Annotated in this window: 26 protein-coding genes; 9 read left to right on the top strand and 17 right to left on the bottom strand. The window is 29.9% G+C overall.

The window, feature by feature from the left end; translation table 11 throughout:
- Positions 1–126 precede the first annotated feature (126 nt).
- Together ACTG3V_RS02945 and ACTG3V_RS02950 are read left to right on the top strand one after the other, a co-directional pair.
- Entirely contained in the window at positions 127–468 is a 342-nt protein-coding gene (locus tag ACTG3V_RS02945; protein WP_439130634.1) for a DUF2853 family protein, read from the top strand.
- Between the two features lie 87 nt (positions 469–555).
- Positions 556–1980, top strand: a complete 1425-nt coding sequence (locus tag ACTG3V_RS02950; RefSeq protein ID WP_439130635.1) for an L-serine ammonia-lyase — start codon at positions 556–558, stop codon at positions 1978–1980.
- A 33-nt stretch (positions 1981–2013) separates the two neighbouring features.
- On the opposite strand, the gene yaaA is transcribed toward ACTG3V_RS02950, so the two are convergent.
- Positions 2014–2772 carry a peroxide stress protein YaaA gene (gene yaaA, locus ACTG3V_RS02955; RefSeq protein WP_439130636.1) on the bottom strand — a complete coding sequence of 253 codons (759 nt, stop codon included), beginning with the start codon at positions 2770–2772 and terminating at the stop codon, positions 2014–2016.
- 207 nt (positions 2773–2979) lie between these two features.
- Between yaaA and ACTG3V_RS02960 the strand changes: the two genes are divergently transcribed.
- The 7 genes from ACTG3V_RS02960 (at position 2980) to ACTG3V_RS02990 (ending at position 7376) form a co-directional block, all read left to right on the top strand.
- Entirely contained in the window at positions 2980–3519 is a 540-nt protein-coding gene (locus tag ACTG3V_RS02960) for an RNA polymerase sigma factor (protein ID WP_439130637.1), read from the top strand.
- 40 nt (positions 3520–3559) lie between these two features.
- Complete coding sequence (locus ACTG3V_RS02965; RefSeq protein ID WP_439130638.1) at positions 3560–4108, top strand: hypothetical protein; 549 nt, start codon at positions 3560–3562, stop codon at positions 4106–4108.
- 80 nt (positions 4109–4188) lie between these two features.
- Positions 4189–5061, top strand: coding sequence for a hypothetical protein (locus ACTG3V_RS02970; protein ID WP_439130639.1), 873 nt, complete (start codon positions 4189–4191; stop codon positions 5059–5061).
- Between the two features lie 26 nt (positions 5062–5087).
- Positions 5088–5579: a hypothetical protein gene (locus ACTG3V_RS02975; protein WP_439130640.1), complete on the top strand. Its 492-nt coding sequence runs from the start codon at positions 5088–5090 to the stop codon at positions 5577–5579.
- 13 nt (positions 5580–5592) lie between these two features.
- Complete coding sequence (locus ACTG3V_RS02980) at positions 5593–6513, top strand: hypothetical protein (protein ID WP_439130641.1); 921 nt, start codon at positions 5593–5595, stop codon at positions 6511–6513.
- 55 nt (positions 6514–6568) lie between these two features.
- Entirely contained in the window at positions 6569–6895 is a 327-nt protein-coding gene (locus tag ACTG3V_RS02985) for an ArsR/SmtB family transcription factor (protein WP_439130642.1), read from the top strand.
- 10 nt (positions 6896–6905) lie between these two features.
- On the top strand, positions 6906–7376 hold the full coding sequence (locus ACTG3V_RS02990; RefSeq protein ID WP_439130643.1) for a DUF6428 family protein: 471 nt from the start codon (positions 6906–6908) through the stop codon (positions 7374–7376).
- A 43-nt stretch (positions 7377–7419) separates the two neighbouring features.
- Here the strand turns inward: ACTG3V_RS02990 and ACTG3V_RS02995 are convergent, their stop codons facing one another.
- From ACTG3V_RS02995 to ACTG3V_RS03070, 16 genes are all read right to left on the bottom strand, one after another.
- Positions 7420–8721 carry a cryptochrome/photolyase family protein gene (locus ACTG3V_RS02995; RefSeq protein ID WP_439130644.1) on the bottom strand — a complete coding sequence of 434 codons (1302 nt, stop codon included), beginning with the start codon at positions 8719–8721 and terminating at the stop codon, positions 7420–7422.
- 125 nt (positions 8722–8846) lie between these two features.
- Complete coding sequence (locus ACTG3V_RS03000) at positions 8847–9314, bottom strand: SRPBCC family protein (protein WP_439130645.1); 468 nt, start codon at positions 9312–9314, stop codon at positions 8847–8849.
- 6 nt (positions 9315–9320) lie between these two features.
- A complete protein-coding gene (locus ACTG3V_RS03005) occupies positions 9321–10118 on the bottom strand; it encodes a DUF3050 domain-containing protein (RefSeq protein WP_439130646.1) in 798 nt (265 codons plus the stop codon).
- A gap of 20 nt (positions 10119–10138) precedes the next feature.
- The gene (locus ACTG3V_RS03010; protein ID WP_439130647.1) at positions 10139–10600 is read right to left on the bottom strand and encodes a TspO/MBR family protein; all 462 of its coding nucleotides are present in this window, start codon (positions 10598–10600) and stop codon (positions 10139–10141) included.
- Positions 10597–10770 carry a Lacal_2735 family protein gene (locus ACTG3V_RS03015; RefSeq protein ID WP_439130648.1) on the bottom strand — a complete coding sequence of 58 codons (174 nt, stop codon included), beginning with the start codon at positions 10768–10770 and terminating at the stop codon, positions 10597–10599. Before ACTG3V_RS03015 ends, ACTG3V_RS03010 begins: the two co-directional genes overlap by 4 nt.
- Before the next feature lie 5 nt (positions 10771–10775).
- Positions 10776–11249 (bottom strand): glutathione peroxidase, encoded by a 474-nt coding sequence (locus ACTG3V_RS03020; RefSeq protein WP_439130649.1) that lies wholly within the window; start codon positions 11247–11249, stop codon positions 10776–10778.
- Positions 11250–11259: 10 nt separating this feature from the next.
- Complete coding sequence (locus ACTG3V_RS03025) at positions 11260–11943, bottom strand: SDR family NAD(P)-dependent oxidoreductase (protein WP_439130650.1); 684 nt, start codon at positions 11941–11943, stop codon at positions 11260–11262.
- Positions 11944–11949: 6 nt separating this feature from the next.
- Entirely contained in the window at positions 11950–12165 is a 216-nt protein-coding gene (locus ACTG3V_RS03030; RefSeq protein ID WP_439130651.1) for a hypothetical protein, read from the bottom strand.
- Positions 12166–12249: 84 nt separating this feature from the next.
- Complete coding sequence (locus ACTG3V_RS03035; RefSeq protein ID WP_439130652.1) at positions 12250–12477, bottom strand: hypothetical protein; 228 nt, start codon at positions 12475–12477, stop codon at positions 12250–12252.
- 3 nt (positions 12478–12480) lie between these two features.
- Positions 12481–13179 (bottom strand): GTP cyclohydrolase I FolE, encoded by a 699-nt coding sequence (folE, locus tag ACTG3V_RS03040; protein ID WP_439130653.1) that lies wholly within the window; start codon positions 13177–13179, stop codon positions 12481–12483.
- Positions 13180–13242: 63 nt separating this feature from the next.
- The gene (locus ACTG3V_RS03045; protein ID WP_439130654.1) at positions 13243–13518 is read right to left on the bottom strand and encodes a TIGR03643 family protein; all 276 of its coding nucleotides are present in this window, start codon (positions 13516–13518) and stop codon (positions 13243–13245) included.
- Positions 13519–13941: a hypothetical protein gene (locus ACTG3V_RS03050; RefSeq protein WP_439130670.1), complete on the bottom strand. Its 423-nt coding sequence runs from the start codon at positions 13939–13941 to the stop codon at positions 13519–13521.
- Positions 13942–14033: 92 nt separating this feature from the next.
- On the bottom strand, positions 14034–15518 hold the full coding sequence (locus ACTG3V_RS03055; protein ID WP_439130655.1) for an FAD-binding domain-containing protein: 1485 nt from the start codon (positions 15516–15518) through the stop codon (positions 14034–14036).
- Positions 15508–16995 carry a cryptochrome/photolyase family protein gene (locus ACTG3V_RS03060; protein ID WP_439130656.1) on the bottom strand — a complete coding sequence of 496 codons (1488 nt, stop codon included), beginning with the start codon at positions 16993–16995 and terminating at the stop codon, positions 15508–15510. Before ACTG3V_RS03060 ends, ACTG3V_RS03055 begins: the two co-directional genes overlap by 11 nt.
- A complete protein-coding gene (locus tag ACTG3V_RS03065) occupies positions 16996–18303 on the bottom strand; it encodes a DASH family cryptochrome (RefSeq protein ID WP_439130657.1) in 1308 nt (435 codons plus the stop codon). It abuts the gene before it with no gap.
- A complete protein-coding gene (locus ACTG3V_RS03070) occupies positions 18279–18413 on the bottom strand; it encodes a DUF2256 domain-containing protein (RefSeq protein ID WP_439130658.1) in 135 nt (44 codons plus the stop codon). Before ACTG3V_RS03070 ends, ACTG3V_RS03065 begins: the two co-directional genes overlap by 25 nt.
- Positions 18414–18415 lie beyond the last annotated feature (2 nt).

Genomic DNA, 18415 nt, shown 5'->3' on the forward strand with positions numbered 1-18415 from the left:
CAATATGACACAACTTGTTAATTATACCACTCAACGAATTGCATTTTCCTTTACGCGTTAATTTTTATATATTTGAAATGTTCTATAAAGAATCAACACATCATTTAATTAATTAAACAAAATATCATGAGTAAATTTGACGAAAAAGTTGCTTTGTACAAAAAATTTATGGACGATAGAGATATCCGTTCTAACACAGAATTATTAACTGCAGTTACTAAAGGCTTGGGGCCATCTATCTACAAAAAAGATGCAGAGACAGTTTCTGGTTCTGATGCTAAAGAATTAGCAACAGTTAAAAATAATTTTTTAATTAAAAAGTTAGGTTTAGAAGATACACCAGAATTGGATGAGAAAATTGCAGAAGTAATTGAAAGAATTGGTAAATCTGAAAGAAACAAGTACAGAGCAGTAGTTTACTACATGTTGGTTAAAAAATTTGATAAAGAATCGGTTTACGGTTTTTAAATTATTATTTTTAATATATTTTAAAAATCCAGCTCAATTGAGTTGGATTTTTTATTTTTACAATATAACAGGTAACTTATTTTACGAATGTCGCAATTTATTAGTGTTTTCGATATGCTCAAAATTGGTATTGGCCCCTCAAGTTCGCATACATTAGGGCCATGGAGAGCTGCACAACAATGGGTTCAAAAATTAAGAGAGACAACTCTTTTTGATAAAATTGATGCTGTAAAAGTAGATTTGTATGGTTCATTATCTTTAACAGGAAAAGGGCATGCAACTGATTTGGCAATTTTGTTGGGGTTGAGTGAAGCTGACCCTGAGTATATTCCCATTGAAGATATTTTTACAATTGTTGATAGAATTAGCATACAAAAAGAAATTTATTTTAAAGGCGGAAAAATAGTGCCTTTTTATCAAGATTCGATTCAATTTCATAAAGAGTTTTTACCTTTTCATGCTAATGGTGTTACTTTTAGAGGGTTTTTAGATGGAAAAGAAATATCAAGTGAAACTTATTATTCCATTGGAGGAGGTTTTATTGTACAAGAAGATGATAATTTAGAGCAAGAAATAGAAATTAATAAGAAAAACTTTCCTTATCCTATAAATAGAGCTAAAGAATTAGAATTATTTTGTGAACAAGAAAATTTGTTAATTTCTGATATTGTTTTTAAAAATGAATTAGAAATTAATGATGCTAAAAAAATTGATGTTGAGTTGCAAAGAATTTGGGATACGATGTTAGAATGTATGTACATTGGCTGCCATACAGAAGGCAAATTGCCTGGAGGATTAAACGTTAAAAGACGCGCATTTAGTACACATCAAAAATTAATAAAAGATACAACCTATACAAATCCGAAAGAATGGATTTCAGCTATTAGAAGTACAGAAGTAAAGTTTCGAGAAATTTTAAAGTGGGTAAGTTGTTTTGCATTATCTGTAAATGAAGTAAATGCATCTTTAGGTAGGGTAGTAACTGCACCAACAAACGGAAGTGCAGGGGTGATTCCTGCTGTATTAATGTATTATTTGGTGATTGAAAATCATAAAGCCGACTTTAAAGAAATCAAGCAATTTTTATTAACTGCTGGAGAAATTGGCAGTATTTTTAAAAAAAATGCTACAATTTCAGCAGCAATGGGTGGCTGCCAAGCAGAAATTGGAGTTTCTTCAGCCATGGCTGCAGCAGCCTTAACAGAATTGTTAGGTGGCACACCAGCTCAATCTTTAGTGGCAGCAGAAATAGCTATGGAACATCATTTAGGTTTAACTTGCGATCCTATAGGTGGTTTGGTACAAGTACCTTGTATTGAACGAAATTCTATGGGAGCTATAAAAGCAATTAATGCTGCAGAAATGGCATTAGAAACAGACCCTAAAGAAGTAAAAGTACCTTTAGATAAAGTAATTGATACCATGTGGGAAACTGCAAAAGACATGCACAAAAATTACAAAGAAACTTCAGAAGGAGGTTTAGCAATTCATGTTGGCTTGGCCGATTGTTAAAATAATTACGAATTCGTAATTATCAATTTAATATTACCTTGTAAAAACCAAATCAGTTGCAGTAGAAAGTTCCTCAGAAAAACCATAACCTTCTACATTAAAACCTTTTAAATCGTCTAAAGTTTTAGCATTATTATCAATTATATAGCGCACCATATACCCACGAGCCATTTTAGCATAGGTCATTATGGTTTTATATTGTCCGTTTTTAAAATCCTTAAAAACAGGTGTAATCATAGGTACTTTTAACGCCTTTTTAGGTAAAGCTTTAAAATATTCAGTACTTGCTAAATTTATGAGTAATTCATCATCTTTCAGCTCATCATTTAAAGACTTTGCTAAAGTGTCGTCCCAAAATTTATACAAATTCTCTCTTCTACCAACTTTTAATTTTGTTCCCATTTCTAATCGATAAGGCTGAATCAAATCTAAAGGTTTTAGCAAACCGTATAAACCCGATAAAATTCTTAATCGATCTTGTAATAAAGGTATTTTTTCTTCCGCTAAAGAATTTACATCAATTCCCTGAAAAACAGCACCTGTAAAAGCATAAATGGCTTGCTTTGCATTTGCAGTTGTAAAAGGTGTTTTCCATTCTTGATTGCGTTCATAATTTAATCTTGCTAGATCCTCTGAAATCGACATTAAGTCTGATAATTTGTTTTTAGAAATCGTTCTTAGTTTTTTATTCAACTTTTCAGATTGTTCTAAAAAACGAGGTTGTGTATGCAAACTAGTGGGTACTTTGCTTTCAAAATCTAATGATTTGGCTGGAGATATAATGATTTTCATAGGTTACAATATCTGATGATTTCTTCTTTAAATTATGTTTGTAAAAATACAAATGATGCCAATTTTGCTCAAATAATTTCATCACTTAATATTGATAAACATATTTAAAAAATTGATAGAAATTTATAAAATAAAAATTATTGAGCATTTTAATCAAACTATTTCTATTTTTAGAGGTCAAATAAAGAGAAACTTATAACGAATTACTTGAGTAAGGACACAGATCTTGTTAAAAAGTTAAAAAACCCAGCATTAAAAGAACTTGCTTTTGCTGAACTGCTTGATGTATATCAAGAACGGCTGTATTGGCATATCAGAAAAATAGTTCAAACTCATGAAAACGCAGATGATGTATTGCAGAATACCTTTATTAGAATTTATAAAAGTATTGGTAATTTTCAAGAAAAGAGTTCTTTGCATACATGGATGTATAGAATTGCGTATAATGAATCCATTCGTTTTTTAGAGAAAAACAATAAAAAAAAGTATCAAAATATTGATGAGGTATCTGCCTCTAATTTAGAGGTGTTGTTTGGAGATGAGTATTTTGATGGCGATGATATTCAAAAAAAACTTAATAGTATTATTGACGGATTTAAGGAAAAACAAAAGCGCGTTTTTCAAATGAAATATTTTGACGAGTTAAGTTTTCGCCAAATTTCCGATATTTTAAACGTATCAGAAAGCACCTTAAAATCTACCTATTATACTTGTGTAAAAATTATTGAAAAAAAAATACTGCTTTAAATACAACTATTTGTAAAAAGTGGGGTCTAACTTATATATTATGGAAAAATCTACAGAAAATATCAACCAAAATAACTTTTTAAAAAAAGGTTCAATTACAGATATTTCTAAACATCATAAAGATTATTTAGGAACAGATATACCTGAAGACTATTTTGCAAAATCGAAACTATCCATTTTAGACAAAATTAAAGACGAGGTTAAGGAAGATGTAAAAACAAAACAGCAGAACCCTAAAAAACAAAAGTTGTTCCATATGCGTCTTCAGTTTACTTATATAGCAGCAGCTTGTTTGGTGTTTATTTTTAGTTTAACAGTTTGGTTGCAGAATTTAAATATTCCGAATGATAAAAAAATTGATACTATTGAATCTTTAGCTCTTGAAGATGATATTTTAATACAATCATTATTGGTGGCAGATGAAGATGTAGATGCCTTTGCAGATGCTACTTTGTTTAATGAAGTTGTTGTAAAAGCAGAAATACAAGAACAAAAATTAGACAATTTAATTTTAGATTCCTTAATTTTAGAAGATTCATTACTAGAAGATTATATGGATGATAAATTGATAGAAACGATTGTTTTGTAAAAAAAATATTTTTTTCAAACTATTTTAAAAATTGTAGTTCTAAGTAAATAGAAACAATTAATAACTAAAATTTATTTAATATGAGAACTTCAATTTCAAAAGAAAACATTTTAAAATCAAGTATTTTATTTTTTACAATTACCGCATTTATTTTATCAGCTTTTGTATTCACATCTTGTTCAGATTCAGAAGGCATAGAATTAACCAACGAAACAGCCTTAATAGAAAAAATAGAAAATGCAACCAAAATTACAGTTGATGCGTCTGATTTGCCATCTGTTACTAAAGCTGTATTAAAAGATGATTTAGCAGATACTTACATTGATAAAGTACAATTAGCAGCTGGCTTAGGGTATCAAGTAGCTGTAGTTTCAGACGATGTAACTTTTCAAGAAGCTAAAAGCGATGTTTTTTTTAATACACAAGGCAAACAATTATTAGATACAAGTAACAAGAAAAGAGGAAGAAGAAGCAAATGTTTTGAATTTGTATTTCCTGTTGTTTTAATTATGCCAGATGATTCTTCAATTACTTTAAACAGCAGAGAAGATTGGAGTTTAAAAAAAGATTGGTATGAAGCAAATCCTGATGTAACTGAAAGACCAGAATTGGTATTTCCTTTAGATATAATTTTAGAGGATGGTACTTTGCAAACCTTAATTGATAGCGAAGAATTAAAAGCGATAAAAGATGCTTGTAAAAGAGGTAGAAACAAAAGAAAATGTTTTAAATTAGTTTTACCAGTTAGTTTTACCATGGCAGATGATAGTGTAATTGAAGTTGCAGAAAGAGCAGATTTTAAATTGTTAAGAGCGTGGAAAAAAGCAAACCCTGATATAAAAGAAAGACCAGCTATAAACTTTCCTGTAAATGTGGAATTTAGAGATGGAACTATAGAAACTATTGAAGATGAAGAAGGGTACAAAGCCGCTAAAGAAAGTTGTACAGATTAATTTGTAAATTTGTACTTTAGATTTTAATGAGTAAAGAAATTATAATGAAATTAAAAAACATCATATTCACAATTAGCTTTTTAGGTTTGATGGTATTTAATACAACAGTTTTTGCTCAAGATTCTAATTATAGTTTGATTAAGAAAGAGCTTACTCAAAAGCAAAGAGACTTGTTGCAGAAAGAAAGAGAGGTAATTAAAGCAAATCGTGAAGCCTTTAAAGCATCGCTTACCAAAGAACAACTTTCAATTTTAAGAGATAAAACCATTTCAAAAACTGAAATTAGGAAACGTTTGGTAGCTACTTTTTCTAGAAATCAAAAAAATATGGTTCAAGATCAGCAAGTTCGTTTGCGAAAATCTAGAGAAAAATTCCGAAAAACATTAACTGGAGAACAACGAAAAATGTTGAAAGAACGAATCGATAAAATCAGAAATTCTAAAGACAGAGGAGAGTTAAAAGATGGCCCTAGAGTTAGGAATGATAAAGATAAAAAAGTAAGAAATAGAGGCAATTAGCTTTCAAGTGTTTATGGCATATCTATATCAAAAATTAAAAACAACTTTTAAACTATTGGGGTTGCTGCTGTTTTCAGTGGCAACCTCTTTTTGTTCTTTTGCACAAGAGAATTCTACTGATAATTTAGACGATATTGATGGTTTAATTGATGAACTTTTTTTTGATGATCAGCAGTTTTTAGATGAGTTATTAGAAAGTAGTTTTTCTTATAATTTTCTATATACTTCAGTTTCTTACAACAGCAACACTTTCTTTTCTGGTAGAGATTCGGGTACAGATCAATTTAATATGATTCCACAAGTATCGTATTATCATTCTTCAGGATTCAATGCAAGTATTTCAGGAATATATTATCAAGAATTTGCTCCAGCTTGGGATTTTACAAGCGTTTCTTTAGGCTACTTCAATACTTTTGGAAAGAATGATTCTTTTGTTTATAACTTAGGATACACCAAGTTTTTTTATACTGATGATTTTGATGATTTCACAAATTCGATAGATATTAATTTCGGAATAAGAAACAAAAACCGAACTTTAGGAACTACAATTGCAGCCTCATATTTATTTGGTTCTGATGAGTCTTACCAAATAGTATCCAATAGTTTTGTGAACTTAACCTTAAAAAGAACATCTAATTTTGCCATACGATTTAGACCTAATATCAATTTTATCATTGCAGATCAAACCATAACTTTTATAAAACCTTTTCGAGATCCTGAAGGTTTTATTAAGCCAACAACTTTTACTTTAAATGTTTTTGATTTACTGAATACGCAGATTTCAGTACCCCTTTCTATAACTACCAATTCTTGGGATTTTGAGTTGGGTTACAACCTCAATATCCCAAAAGCCTTACCAAATGAAACTGTTTTAACAACTACAGGTTTCTTTAATCTTTCTGTGGGTTACATGTTTGATTTGAATAAGAAATAACAGAATATTTTTTTTATTAATCATTTAATCGTAATATTGCAATAAACAAATAAATATGGGCTTAACCAAGTCAGAAATATTTACGGATAAGCAAAATAAAATTGCAGAAATTGCTAAAGTTTTAGGTCATCCTGCAAGGATTGCTATTCTCGATTATTTAATCCGTTTACAATCTTGTGTTTGTGGAGATTTGGTAAAAGAAATTGGTTTAGCACAACCTACTATTTCTCAGCACTTAAAAGAGTTGAAGCGAGTAGGTATCATCAAAGGAAAAATAGAAGGAACTAGTGTTTGCTATTGTATTGATAATGAAAATTGGAAGCAAATTACAGCTATATTAAATCACTTTTTAAATAAAAATCCAACAGAAAACTGTTGTTAAAAATAAAATTATGAAATTATCCCAAATAAAAAATCACCTAAAAACTTTAAATACAATAGCTTTTCAATTACCAAACGGAAAGTTAGTCCCTGCACATTTTCATGTAACAGAAGTGGGTAAAATCACCAAAGATTTTATAGACTGTGGAGGTAAAGTAAGACACGAAACTGTTATTAATTTCCAATTGTGGGAAGAAAATGATTACGACCACAGATTGCATCCAGAGAAATTATTGAAAATTATTGAGCTATCTGAAAAAACCTTTAATTTTGATGATTTAGAAATTGAAGTAGAATATCAAGGTAAAGATACAATTGGGAAATATAATTTAGATTTTGATGGAAAAAACTTCTTGTTAACCTCAAAGGTCACTGCTTGTTTAGCTTTAGATGCATGTGGAATTCCAGCTCAAAAACCAAGAATTAGAATTTCTGAGTTAGGGCAAACATCTTGTTGCGACCCGAGTTCTGGATGTTGTTAAGAACATAGTTTGTAACATGTATAATGTCACTGTATTTAAGGAACTAAGAAACTGCTTCTTTATATACTTTTAAACAACGCTCTCTAGCAAATTTGTGCTCTACAATTTCCTTAGCATACGTAAGCTCTTGAAATTCTGGTACCCATTTTTTGATGTATTTTAAATCCTTATCAAACTTTTTAATCTGAGTTGTTGGATTAAAAATTCTAAAATATGGAGAAGCATCAACTCCAGAACCTGCTACCCATTGCCAATTACCAACATTGCTTGCCATTTCGTAATCGTGTAATTTCTCTGCAAAATACGCTTCACCCCATCTCCAGTCAATTAATAAATGTTTGCATAAAAAACTACCTACCAACATTCGTACTCTATTATGCATAAAACCAGTATTATTTAGTTCTCGCATTCCAGCATCTACTAAAGGATAACCTGTTTTTCCTTTGCACCAAGCTTCGAATTCATTTTCATTATTTCTCCACTCTATTTTATCATATTTTGCTTTAAAAGCTTTGTGAGGTGTATGTGGAAAATGCCATAAAATTTGCATAAAAAATTCGCGCCAAATTAATTCTTTTAAAAAAGTAATATTATCACTTTTAGCTGCTTTTTCTACCATTTTACGCACACTTACAGTTCCGAAACGTAAATGAGTTCCTAATTTTGAAGTTGCATTTTGTGCAGGGTAATTTCGTGTTTCTTCATATTCATCAATCAGTTTTGGAGATACTTTATAAGATGCTACTTTAATAGACGAACTTTTAAAACCAATATCAGCTAAAGATAAAAAAGGAAGATTTTGATTTTTAATAAAATTGTCTAATTTTTCTTCAGATGGATAAAGTTGAAGTCCTTGATTTTGAAAAGCTTCCAACCATTTTTTAGAATATGGAGTGTATACTTTATACGGATCACCATCTTGTTTTAAAATTTCATTTCTTTCATAAATTACCTGATCTTTAAAGGTTTTGAAATGGATGTTTTTAGAGGCCAGAAATGTTTTTATTTCACCATCTCGTTGCTGTGCATAAGGCTCATAATCACGATTGGTAAAAACTGTATCAATGTTATATTCTTCGGATAGATTTTTATAGATTTCAAGAGGTCTTCCATTAAAAACAGCCAACGAACTATCAAATTCTTGCAATTGATTGTTGATATTGGTTAACTCTTGGTGTAAAAATGTAACTCTAGCATCATCAGAAGGTAGTTTAGAAAGAATATCATCATCAAAGATAAAAATGGGGAGTATTTTTTTATCAGATATTAATGCCTGAAATAATCCACAATTGTCAGTTAAGCGTAAATCTCTACGAAACCAAAATATATTTATTTGTTTTTTCATATATGCTGTATATCAAATTTTTAAATGTAATCTGTCATTTCGACCTTATGGATAAATCTTATTTTTTTGAGATTTCTCGATTTCGCTAATGCTTCACTCGAAATAATAAGTTTACTTTGAACAAATTAGTTTTTAAATTCTCCAAAAAGTTCTGTCAACTTTTTTTGTCTATAATTAAAAATTTCTTCCAATTTTGGTTTTACTAAAAAAGGATGCACTAGTTGGCCTAAAATACCTAAAGGAACTTTGTAATGAATAATATCTTCAAACTCAACACCTCCTTTAACCTCTTTAATAAAATGCTTATGATCCCACAAAGCATAAGGGCCATACAATTGCTCATCTACAAAATATTCTTTGTGTTTTACTTGGGTAATTTTAGACACCCATTTGGTTTTAATACCTAAAAGAGGCGTAACAATATATTGAATAATTTGGCCAGCATATAAAGGTCTGTCTGCACCAGATTCAATATTAAAGCCCATATAATCTGGCGTAATAATTTTCAGATTTTTTGGATCTGATAAAAAATCCCAGGCTTTATCTAAGGTGATAGGAAATTTTTGTTTTCTATGGAAAGTATAAATTTTCACAAATAATTAATTTAAAATTGGGCTTAGTTTATGAGCTTTATGTTTTACAATTAGTTGATTGATACCATCCCAAAGTTGTATCCTTTTTAATAATGATGCTTCAGCCACCATCTTTACATCATTCCATTTTTCATCATCATTGCCACAGAGTTCTTCAATCATTTTTAAAGAAAGAGGGCCATGTTCGTCTCCATCTAATTCGATATGACGTTCCAAATAATATTTTAGTTTGTTCGTTGAAATAGACTCAGCATCAGCATTTTTTAAGATTTCTAAAAACATATCTGGTATGACATCTTCTCTGCCAAAAGTAAAGGCAGAAGCTATAAGATGAGGTTTATCTGTTTTTATAATAGTAAATGTATACTTTACAAAGTCAATGATATGAGCATCTAATTTTAATTTGTCAAAAGCCTCATCAATGCTATTATTGTTATTTATCAAATTTAAAAAATGATTGATGTTCTTAGTAATTGCACCAATTTGTTGCATAGCATCAAGATACATTTCAAAATGACTTTTTGGTATGCCAATTTCGTTAATATCACTTTCTTCTCCGTGAACAATTTCATTAATAAACCTTGAAATTGTTCCATTTTTTGGAGGCGTCCAAGGAATTGTAGTGGTAGTTAAATGATTTTGTAAACTTTTTAAGAGCGACATAAAATCCCAAACTGCAAAAACATGATGTTGCATAAAAACTTTAATATCATCAATAGTATTTAAATTTTTATAAAGCTCATGTTCTTGAAGTTGTATTCTTAAGTGTTGGATATTATTTTCAATGTATTGTATGCGATTCATAAGGGTGTATAATTTTGGTTTTAATTATAAATTAAAACGTATAGATTTAATGATGTTGCAATGCATAACCATGTCATATAAGGTAAAATAAGGTATTTGTAGCTTTTTACACTTTCACTGAATTTAAAGAAATAGACAAATAAAAGTGATGTAAGCAAAGTAATGTTTACCAATCCCCAAAATACCCAATGTTTGTTAAAAAAAAGAAAGTTCCAACTTACATTCAGTATAAACTGAATACAAAAAACAACTGTCATTTTTTTAGTGTTATTTATCAAAAAAAGTTTTCCTAAATAAATAGAAAAACAAATCATAATTGTAGTCCAAGCTGCTCCAAAAACCCAACCTTGAGGAGTCCAAGGTGCTTTATTTAAGTTACGATACCAATTTGTCATTGGGCCATTATCCATGAGCCAATTGCCAATAGCTAATCCACCAAAATTTATCACCAAAAATAAAAAGGTTAGTTTAGCTTGTTTCATTGTTTAGTTTGTAAAGCCTCAATCTTTTTCAATAAGTTGTCTGCCTCTAAGTATTTCTGATCACTATCACTCCTGTTGATAGATTGCAGTTTGAAACCTTCTTCCATTAACTTTTTGTATTGGTCTTGCAATTTTTCAACCTCAGATTTCTTTTTAAATAGTCCAAACATTTGTATCAATTTAAGTGTTTTGTAATTTTTTTACTTGTTGGTTTTGTAATTGAAAAATAATAATCTATCAACTTACCTTCAGGAGAAACTAAATATTTTTGAAAATTCCATTTTACAGAAGAACTCTTTTTATCATTTAAACTTTTATCTGTTAACCAAGTGTATAAAGGATGTTGATTCTGTCCTTTAACATCAACTTTTTCTGTGATTAGAAAAGATACTCCATAGTTTACTTCACAAAATTCTTGTATTTCATCAGCAGAACCTGGTTCTTGTTTTCCAAACTGATTACAAGGTACACCAATTACAACAATTTTATCTTTATACTCTTGGTGCAACTGCTCTAACTCTTCGTATTGTGGAGTAAAGCCACATTTAGACGCGACATTAACAAATAAAATATGTTTTCCTTTAAAATCTGAAAATTGGATAGGTTTATTGCTGAGACTATTCATCTCAATGTTATATATATCAGTCATAAGTAAAATGTTATATTTTAAAGCTTACAATTCCGCAGTCTAGCTCAAATACTTGACCAGAAATAGAATTTGCTTTGTTAGAAATTAAAAAGGTAGCTAAATCAGCCACTTCTTTTGGATCTAAAAATTTTTTAAGAGGATGACGATCTTTAATGCTATCAATCATACGTTCATTACGTAGTAATTTAGAAGCTAAGTCTGTGTTGGTAACAGTAGGTGCTATAGCATTTACACGAATGGTTGGTGCAAGTTCTGCTCCTAAAGATTTGGTTAACCCCTCAACACCAGCTTTTGCAGCAGCTACACTTGCATGAAAAGGCATTCCTAATTTTGCTGCAACTGTGCTAAATAATAAAATAGAAGGATTGTTTCCTTTTTTTAAAGACGGTAAATATTTTTGAATTGCTTTTACAGCGCCAACAACGTTAATTTCGAAATCATTTCTGAATTCGTCTAATTTTAAACGTGAAATTGGTTTAAGATTTATACTACCTGGACAATAAATCAACGCATCTATTTCGTCTATGTTAGGTAGCTCATCAGTAAGAATATCACAAGTGTGATGTGTTAAGTTATTGTGAGGCTGCAAAGGAGCAGATCTACTAATATTAATAATTTGATGTTCACTAATTAAAGCATTTACAATTGCATTTCCAATTCCTTTGCTTCCTCCAATAACTAAAATTTTATTCATATCGCTTTAAGGTCTTCCTTTCAAGCGCTTTTCAATTTTTTGTTTAACTGCTGTCAAGCGCTTCATTAAATCCATAATTTCAGGATCTTTATCTTTTTTATATACTTCATTAAGCTCTAATATTAGAGCTTTTACTTCTCTTGATGCTAAAATACGATCGCTGGTTGTTTTAAATGAGAATTTTCTATTCTCAAACTCTACAGCTCTTTCTAATAAATTCATTCTTTGATTTTCTCTATTTTTATCTAATTTGGCAATATAGATATAAAAGTTAGAAAAGCAAGAAAAATCTGTATTTATTATATTTTAAGCAGCCGTTAATGGTTTACCTTTTAAACGTTTTTCTATACGCTGTTTTATAGCAGTTAAACGTTTCATAATATCCATTATTTTTTTGTCTTTATTTTTCTTATAGATTTCATTTAAGTCAAGAATTAATGATTTTGCCTCTCTAGAAGCCAAAATACGATCGCTTGTTGTAGGAAATCTCATTTTTCTATTTTCAAATTCTAAAGCTTTTTCGATAAGTTCCATAACTTAGTATTTTAAAGTGTTTTGTAGTTCAACGATTTTTTGCTGATTCTTAAATTTACCACCAAAGTATGACGTTACTGTGGATGAAGTATCATCTTTAATTCCTCTAGATGATACACATAGATGTTTAGCGTCTATAATTACTGCTACATCTTCCGTTTCTAAAATAGCTTTAAGTTCCTCTGCAATTTGGTTGGTTAAACGTTCTTGAACTTGAGGTCTTTTAGCATAATATTGTACAATTCTATTTAATTTTGATAACCCAATTACTTTGCCAGATGAAATGTAAGCTACATGAGCCTTACCTATTATAGGCACAAAATGGTGTTCGCAGTTAGAGTAAAACGTTATGTTTTTTTCTACCAACATTTGGTTGTATTGGTACTTATTATCAAACAACGCCACTTTTGGTTTATTCTTAGGATTTAATCCAGAGAATATTTCATCAATATACATTTTGGCTACCCTTTTTGGTGTTCCTTTTAAAGAATCATCAGTGAGGTCTAAGCCCATAACATCCATAATTTCAGAAAATAAACTTGCAATTTTTTCTTTTTTTTCTTCATCAGAGCGTAGAAAAGCATCTTTTTTCATGGGTGTTTCTAGACCTGTATATAAATGGTCATCACCAATTTCTTCAAACGAAAAACCGTTTAGTTTTTCTGATGCTTGTTTTTCTTTTAATATTACTTCTGTAATCATTTTCTGTCTTTTTTATGTGCTGTCCCTAAGTACTCTAATCTTAAAGGCAAAGCACTGTTCATATTATCTTTTAGATATAGAGTTGTTGGATATTGTTCTTTGTCTTGTACATTTAAATCTTCCTTTTTCGAAAGTTCTTAATTGTTGATGTTTTGTTTTTCTGCCTTGAACCCTTTTTCGCCACATTCTAAAGCTAGAAGGTTTCATTTCTCTTCGCATTAAATTGATAACGTCTTGTTCTTTTAAACCAAATTGAAACTGTATGGATTCGAAAGTTGTTCTATCTTCCCAAGCCATTTCAATTATTCTATCAATTTCAATTGTATTTAATGTTTTCATTTAGTAAAATTCGTATTGTTTATCGTTTTCAATTTTAATATCAATTATTTTGTCGAGAAACTTTTTGTTTTCTTTCAATAACTTGTTGTTTTTAAAACGAACAAAATTACCTTGAGCATGAATACTAAATCCACTAGTTTTATAAATATGCAATTGATACGTTGGGATTGCCCAGCTAAAGTTTTTTAAACCTTTATTGATATGAACAATAATACCTTTTTCTCTAAGTTCTATGTTTCCATAGTTGATGTCAGCAACTGTATTCATATATTTCAGAAAACCTGGGCTAACAGCATCAATCATCATTCTTTTAGAACCAACACCACCCATTTTTATGGCCTTAAAAAAAGAATACGGCTTGCCCAAAAGATCGTTGAACATGGCATCTGCTTCTTTGTTGTTGTGTGTAGTATTATAAATCATATACACCTCAAATATAATAATGTTTAACTTATTTTGAATAACGTTAAACATAAATTAACAAAACATTATGAATCGATAAAAAGACGGGGGTTTTAGTCTGTAAGTAGTTGATTTCTATCAGATAAAGTATGCTTTTTTAAGATTCTTTTATTCTCCATAATCACATCGAATCTTTTTTTCATATTAAATAGAATTTTACTAGCGTTTTTGCGGGCAGATTTACCATTTACAATTGGTAAAGGATAATCCTCACCCAAAGTAAAATTGTTAAATTGTTGGTCTAGAGGAGTCATTAAATACGGTTCATGAATAAAAGGTAAGGGCAATTTTGCCAATTCTGGCACCCATTTTTTTATAAAAACAGCGTCTGCATCATGTTCTAAACTATTTTTTACTGGGTTGTAAATTCGTACATTATTAATGCCAGTTTCTGCTGCTTGCATTTGCAATTGAGGAAAATGAATACCAGGTTCAAAATCTAAAAATTGTTGCGATAAATGATGTGTAGCAGCTTGCCAAGGTTGCCACAAAATGTGCGTAAAAAAAGAAACGAGTAAAGATCGCATTCTAAAATTTAAATATCCAGTTTCTACCAAACAACGCATAGAAGCATCAACTAAAGGAAAACCAGTATTACCTTCTTTCCAAGCTTTTTGATAGTTTAAAGAAATGCTTTTTTTTAATTTATGATAGCCTTTGTTAATACTGGCTTCTTCCATAGTATGCTCCATTTCAAATTTTTGAATAAAATGGGCTTGCCAACGTAATCTTGAAATAAATGCTGTTATATGACGTTTATTTTTCTCTGTAGTAAAGGTTAAGGCTTTTTGATAAATTTGTCGAATAGAAACATTTCCCCAAGCAATATAGGGCGATAATCGGCTAGAACTAATTCTTGACAAGGCTGGTTTAGAAATATGATACATATAGTCTTTATGTCTTTCTTTAAAAAAACTCTCTGCATATTTCCAAGCAGTACTTGTACCACCTTTTTGGAAAAAAGGATGTTGATCTGTTGATAAATTTGTAGTCAAAAAGCTTCTTTCTATGGTTTTAAATTCATCTAAATCAACAAATTGTTCAGTTTTAAATTGATATGAAAATTGTGGTGAACTCATGTATGCATCCCATTTATCAAACCAATCTTCTCTATTTACCAATCCTCTTAAAACGCTATTGTTATTGTTTTCTATCCAGTTAATGGTGTTGTTTCTGCAGTATCTTGCAAAATCCTTATCTCTATTATACGTAATAAGTAAACCTGTTTCTTGATGTGAAAAAACAGTATTAATCTTATAATAGTTTTGTAATTGATTGAATGCAGTAATTACTTCAGAAGTAACAGAAAGTACTTTTGTATTGTATTTTTGCAAATCTTTATTAAGATCTACAATAGATTGTTTAATAAAATTCCAATGCCTTTCAGAATAATGAGGATCATTTAGTAAAGAGTTTTCAAAAACATATAAAAACAGTACACGTTTATTAGATTGTAAAGCATTTTTAATTGCTTCATTATCTTGCAAACGCAAATCTCGTTTTAACCAAACTACATTAATTTCTTCTCTATCTGCCATTATCTAATTCATTAAAAAATTGTTTTGCATTTTCAAAATGCTCCTCCTTTTTTTCTTGCTTCATTTTGTCAAAAGTTCTGATTAACATGCCCAGTCTTGGGTTGCTTAAAAAGAAATCTCGGTGTTTATCCATAAATGTCCAAAACAAACCATCCCAAGTTTGTTGCCAATCGCCTTTGTTGTAGTTACTCATTTTCATAATGTAATTACTGCTACTTATGTAAGGTTTTGTACTCATCATTCCACCATCTGCAAATAAGCTCATACCATAAACGTTGGGCACCATTACCCAATCGTAAGCATCAATAAAAAGCTCCATAAACCATTGGTATACTTCATCAGGATCAAATTCGCACAGCACCATAAAATTTCCTAAAATCATTAATCGTTCTATGTGATGTGCATAAGCGGTTTTATTTACTTTTTTGATAACATCATCTACAGGTTGAATTCCTGTAGTTCCATCATAAAAAGACTGCGGAATTTTACGTTTAAATTTCCAGAAATTTTTGGTGCGTTCTTCTGTTCCTTTTGCCTCATAAACACCTCTTATAAATTCTCGCCAACCTAAAATTTGTCGCACAAAACCTTCAGTAGAGTTGATTGGAACATCGTTGCTATTAGCATATTCAATTGCTTTGTCTATAACCTCTTTTGGATGTAATAAACCCACGTTAATTAAAGGTGATAATAAGCTATGATTTAAAAAATGTTCTTCTCTAACAATGGCATCTTCGTAAGCTCCAAATTCGTGAAAACGGATTTCAAAAAACTGAGTTAACCATTTTTCTGCAGCTTTAAAATCGATTGGATATACTACAAAATCGTTTAACTTTCCATAGTTGTTTGCAAAGTTGTTATTTACATATTTTGTAGCTTCTTTATGAAACGAAGTTTGTTCTGGAAAATGAATATTTGGTGGCGTTTTACCCTTTGGATATTTCTTGCGATTTTCATCATCAAACGTCCATTTTCCACCAGCAGGATTTTTACCATCCATTAAAATAGCGTTATTTTTTCTTTCGTTTTTGTAAAAAGACGTTTGAAAAAATTTCTTTTTAGTGGGTTTAAAAAAGGAAGTTAATTCATTTTTTGTGTTGATAAATAGTGGATTATCATACCAAACAATCTCCAAACTTCCTTTTGAAGTTTTGATGTGCTTTTCCAGCCAATTGTCGGTCGGATCAATGATATGAATTTTAGAAACACCATCATTAGCTAATTTTGGAAGTAATTTTCGAATATCACTAAATTCATCAGTTGCATTGATGTAACTTACTTTTTTATCCTTTTTTTTCAGATAACTTTCATACGCTTTCATACTGGCTCTATGAAACGCGATTTTTTGTTGATGAAATTTATATTGATTAAAAAACAAATATTCCTCTACTAAAAAAATAGGATTTGTTGTTTCTAAAACCTCTGTGGTTTTAAAAAGTTGATGTGGAAAAATAATATGAATTGCTTTATTACTCATTTAAAATAAAGTTTTTGCTAACCAAAGATTTCTGAATTTGTAATTACTATCATAACGTTCAGCTTGCAATTGTGTATTAAATTTTCGATCTCTAGGATCGTTACCAACGCCTGCAACATACATCCAATTTCCATAATTGCTATGCACATCATAATCTAATAAAAGCGATTCGAAATAGGCAGCCCCAATTCGCCAATCTTGTAATAATTCTTTTGCAAAATAGGAAGCCACGTTTTGTCTACCTCTATTGCTCATCCAACCAGTTTCTTTGATTTCAATCATATTTGCATTTACAAAATCATCTTTAGTTTCTCCATTAATCCATTGATTAATCAGTTCTTTGTCTGTGTTCCAATGATAATTTCTATCTAAAATTCCGCCTATTTTAAATATTTTATTGTTGTATTTTAAGGAAATGTATTTAAAAAAATCTCTCCAAATCAATTCAAAAATTACCCAATAGGTAGATTGATTTTTACCATATTCTTTTTCGTATTTTTTTACTTTGTCATAAATGGTTTTAGCTGATACACTTCCGTTTGCCAACCAAGGTGAGAATTTTGTAGAGTAATCAACACCCACTAAACCATTTCTAGTTTTTTTGTAAAAACTTACTTTTTTACTTTCAAAAAGATAATAATCTATGCGATTTAAACCTTCGGTTTCTCCGCCCTTAAAAGGGAAAGCAGTTTTATGTGAAATTGTAAAATCTTCAAAACCCAAGTCAGAAAGTGTTGGAATTGAAGTTGAGTTTTCTATGCTATTACTTTCTGGAAGTTTTGAAATTTTAACTTCATCAAGTATATCTACATATTTTTCTAACTTTTTTCGAAAACCAGTAAACACATTTGGAATATTGCTAAAATTTCTTGAAACTGTATTTGGGTGATATAAAAATTGATCATAATCCTCTAGAAAATTAACATTGGTAAGGGGTTGTTTTACAGCTTTATTTGTGTCGATTTCCTCTTGAGTCCATTCTTTTTGTGTATAAATTGTAGCTACAGAAAATTCATCACAAATCGTGTTTAATTTGTTTTCTGGAGCATCAAAATAGGTGAGGAGTGTAATATTTAATTTGGCTAAATTTTGCTTTAAATCCTGAACAGTTTCAATTAAAAATTGCGCTCTATATTTTTCGGTTTTTCGAAATCCAAATGCATCTTTAGCAAAATATTTAGGATCAAAAAAATATACAGCAATTACTTGATCATTTTCATCTGCTGCTTTTTTAAGAGCAATATTATCTCTAATCCTTAAATTATTTCGAAACCAAACTAGTCCTATTTTTTTCTGTTGCTGCTGCATTTTTTACTACAATATTTAACGTTTTCCCAATTTTTTTTCCACTTTTTGCGCCATGTAAAAGGTCTTTTACAAACCATGCATATTTTTGTGGGTAAATGTTGTTTTTTCAAGG

The organism is Polaribacter sp., assembly GCF_965660385.1.
Taxonomy (GTDB): Bacteria; Bacteroidota; Bacteroidia; order Flavobacteriales; family Flavobacteriaceae; genus Polaribacter.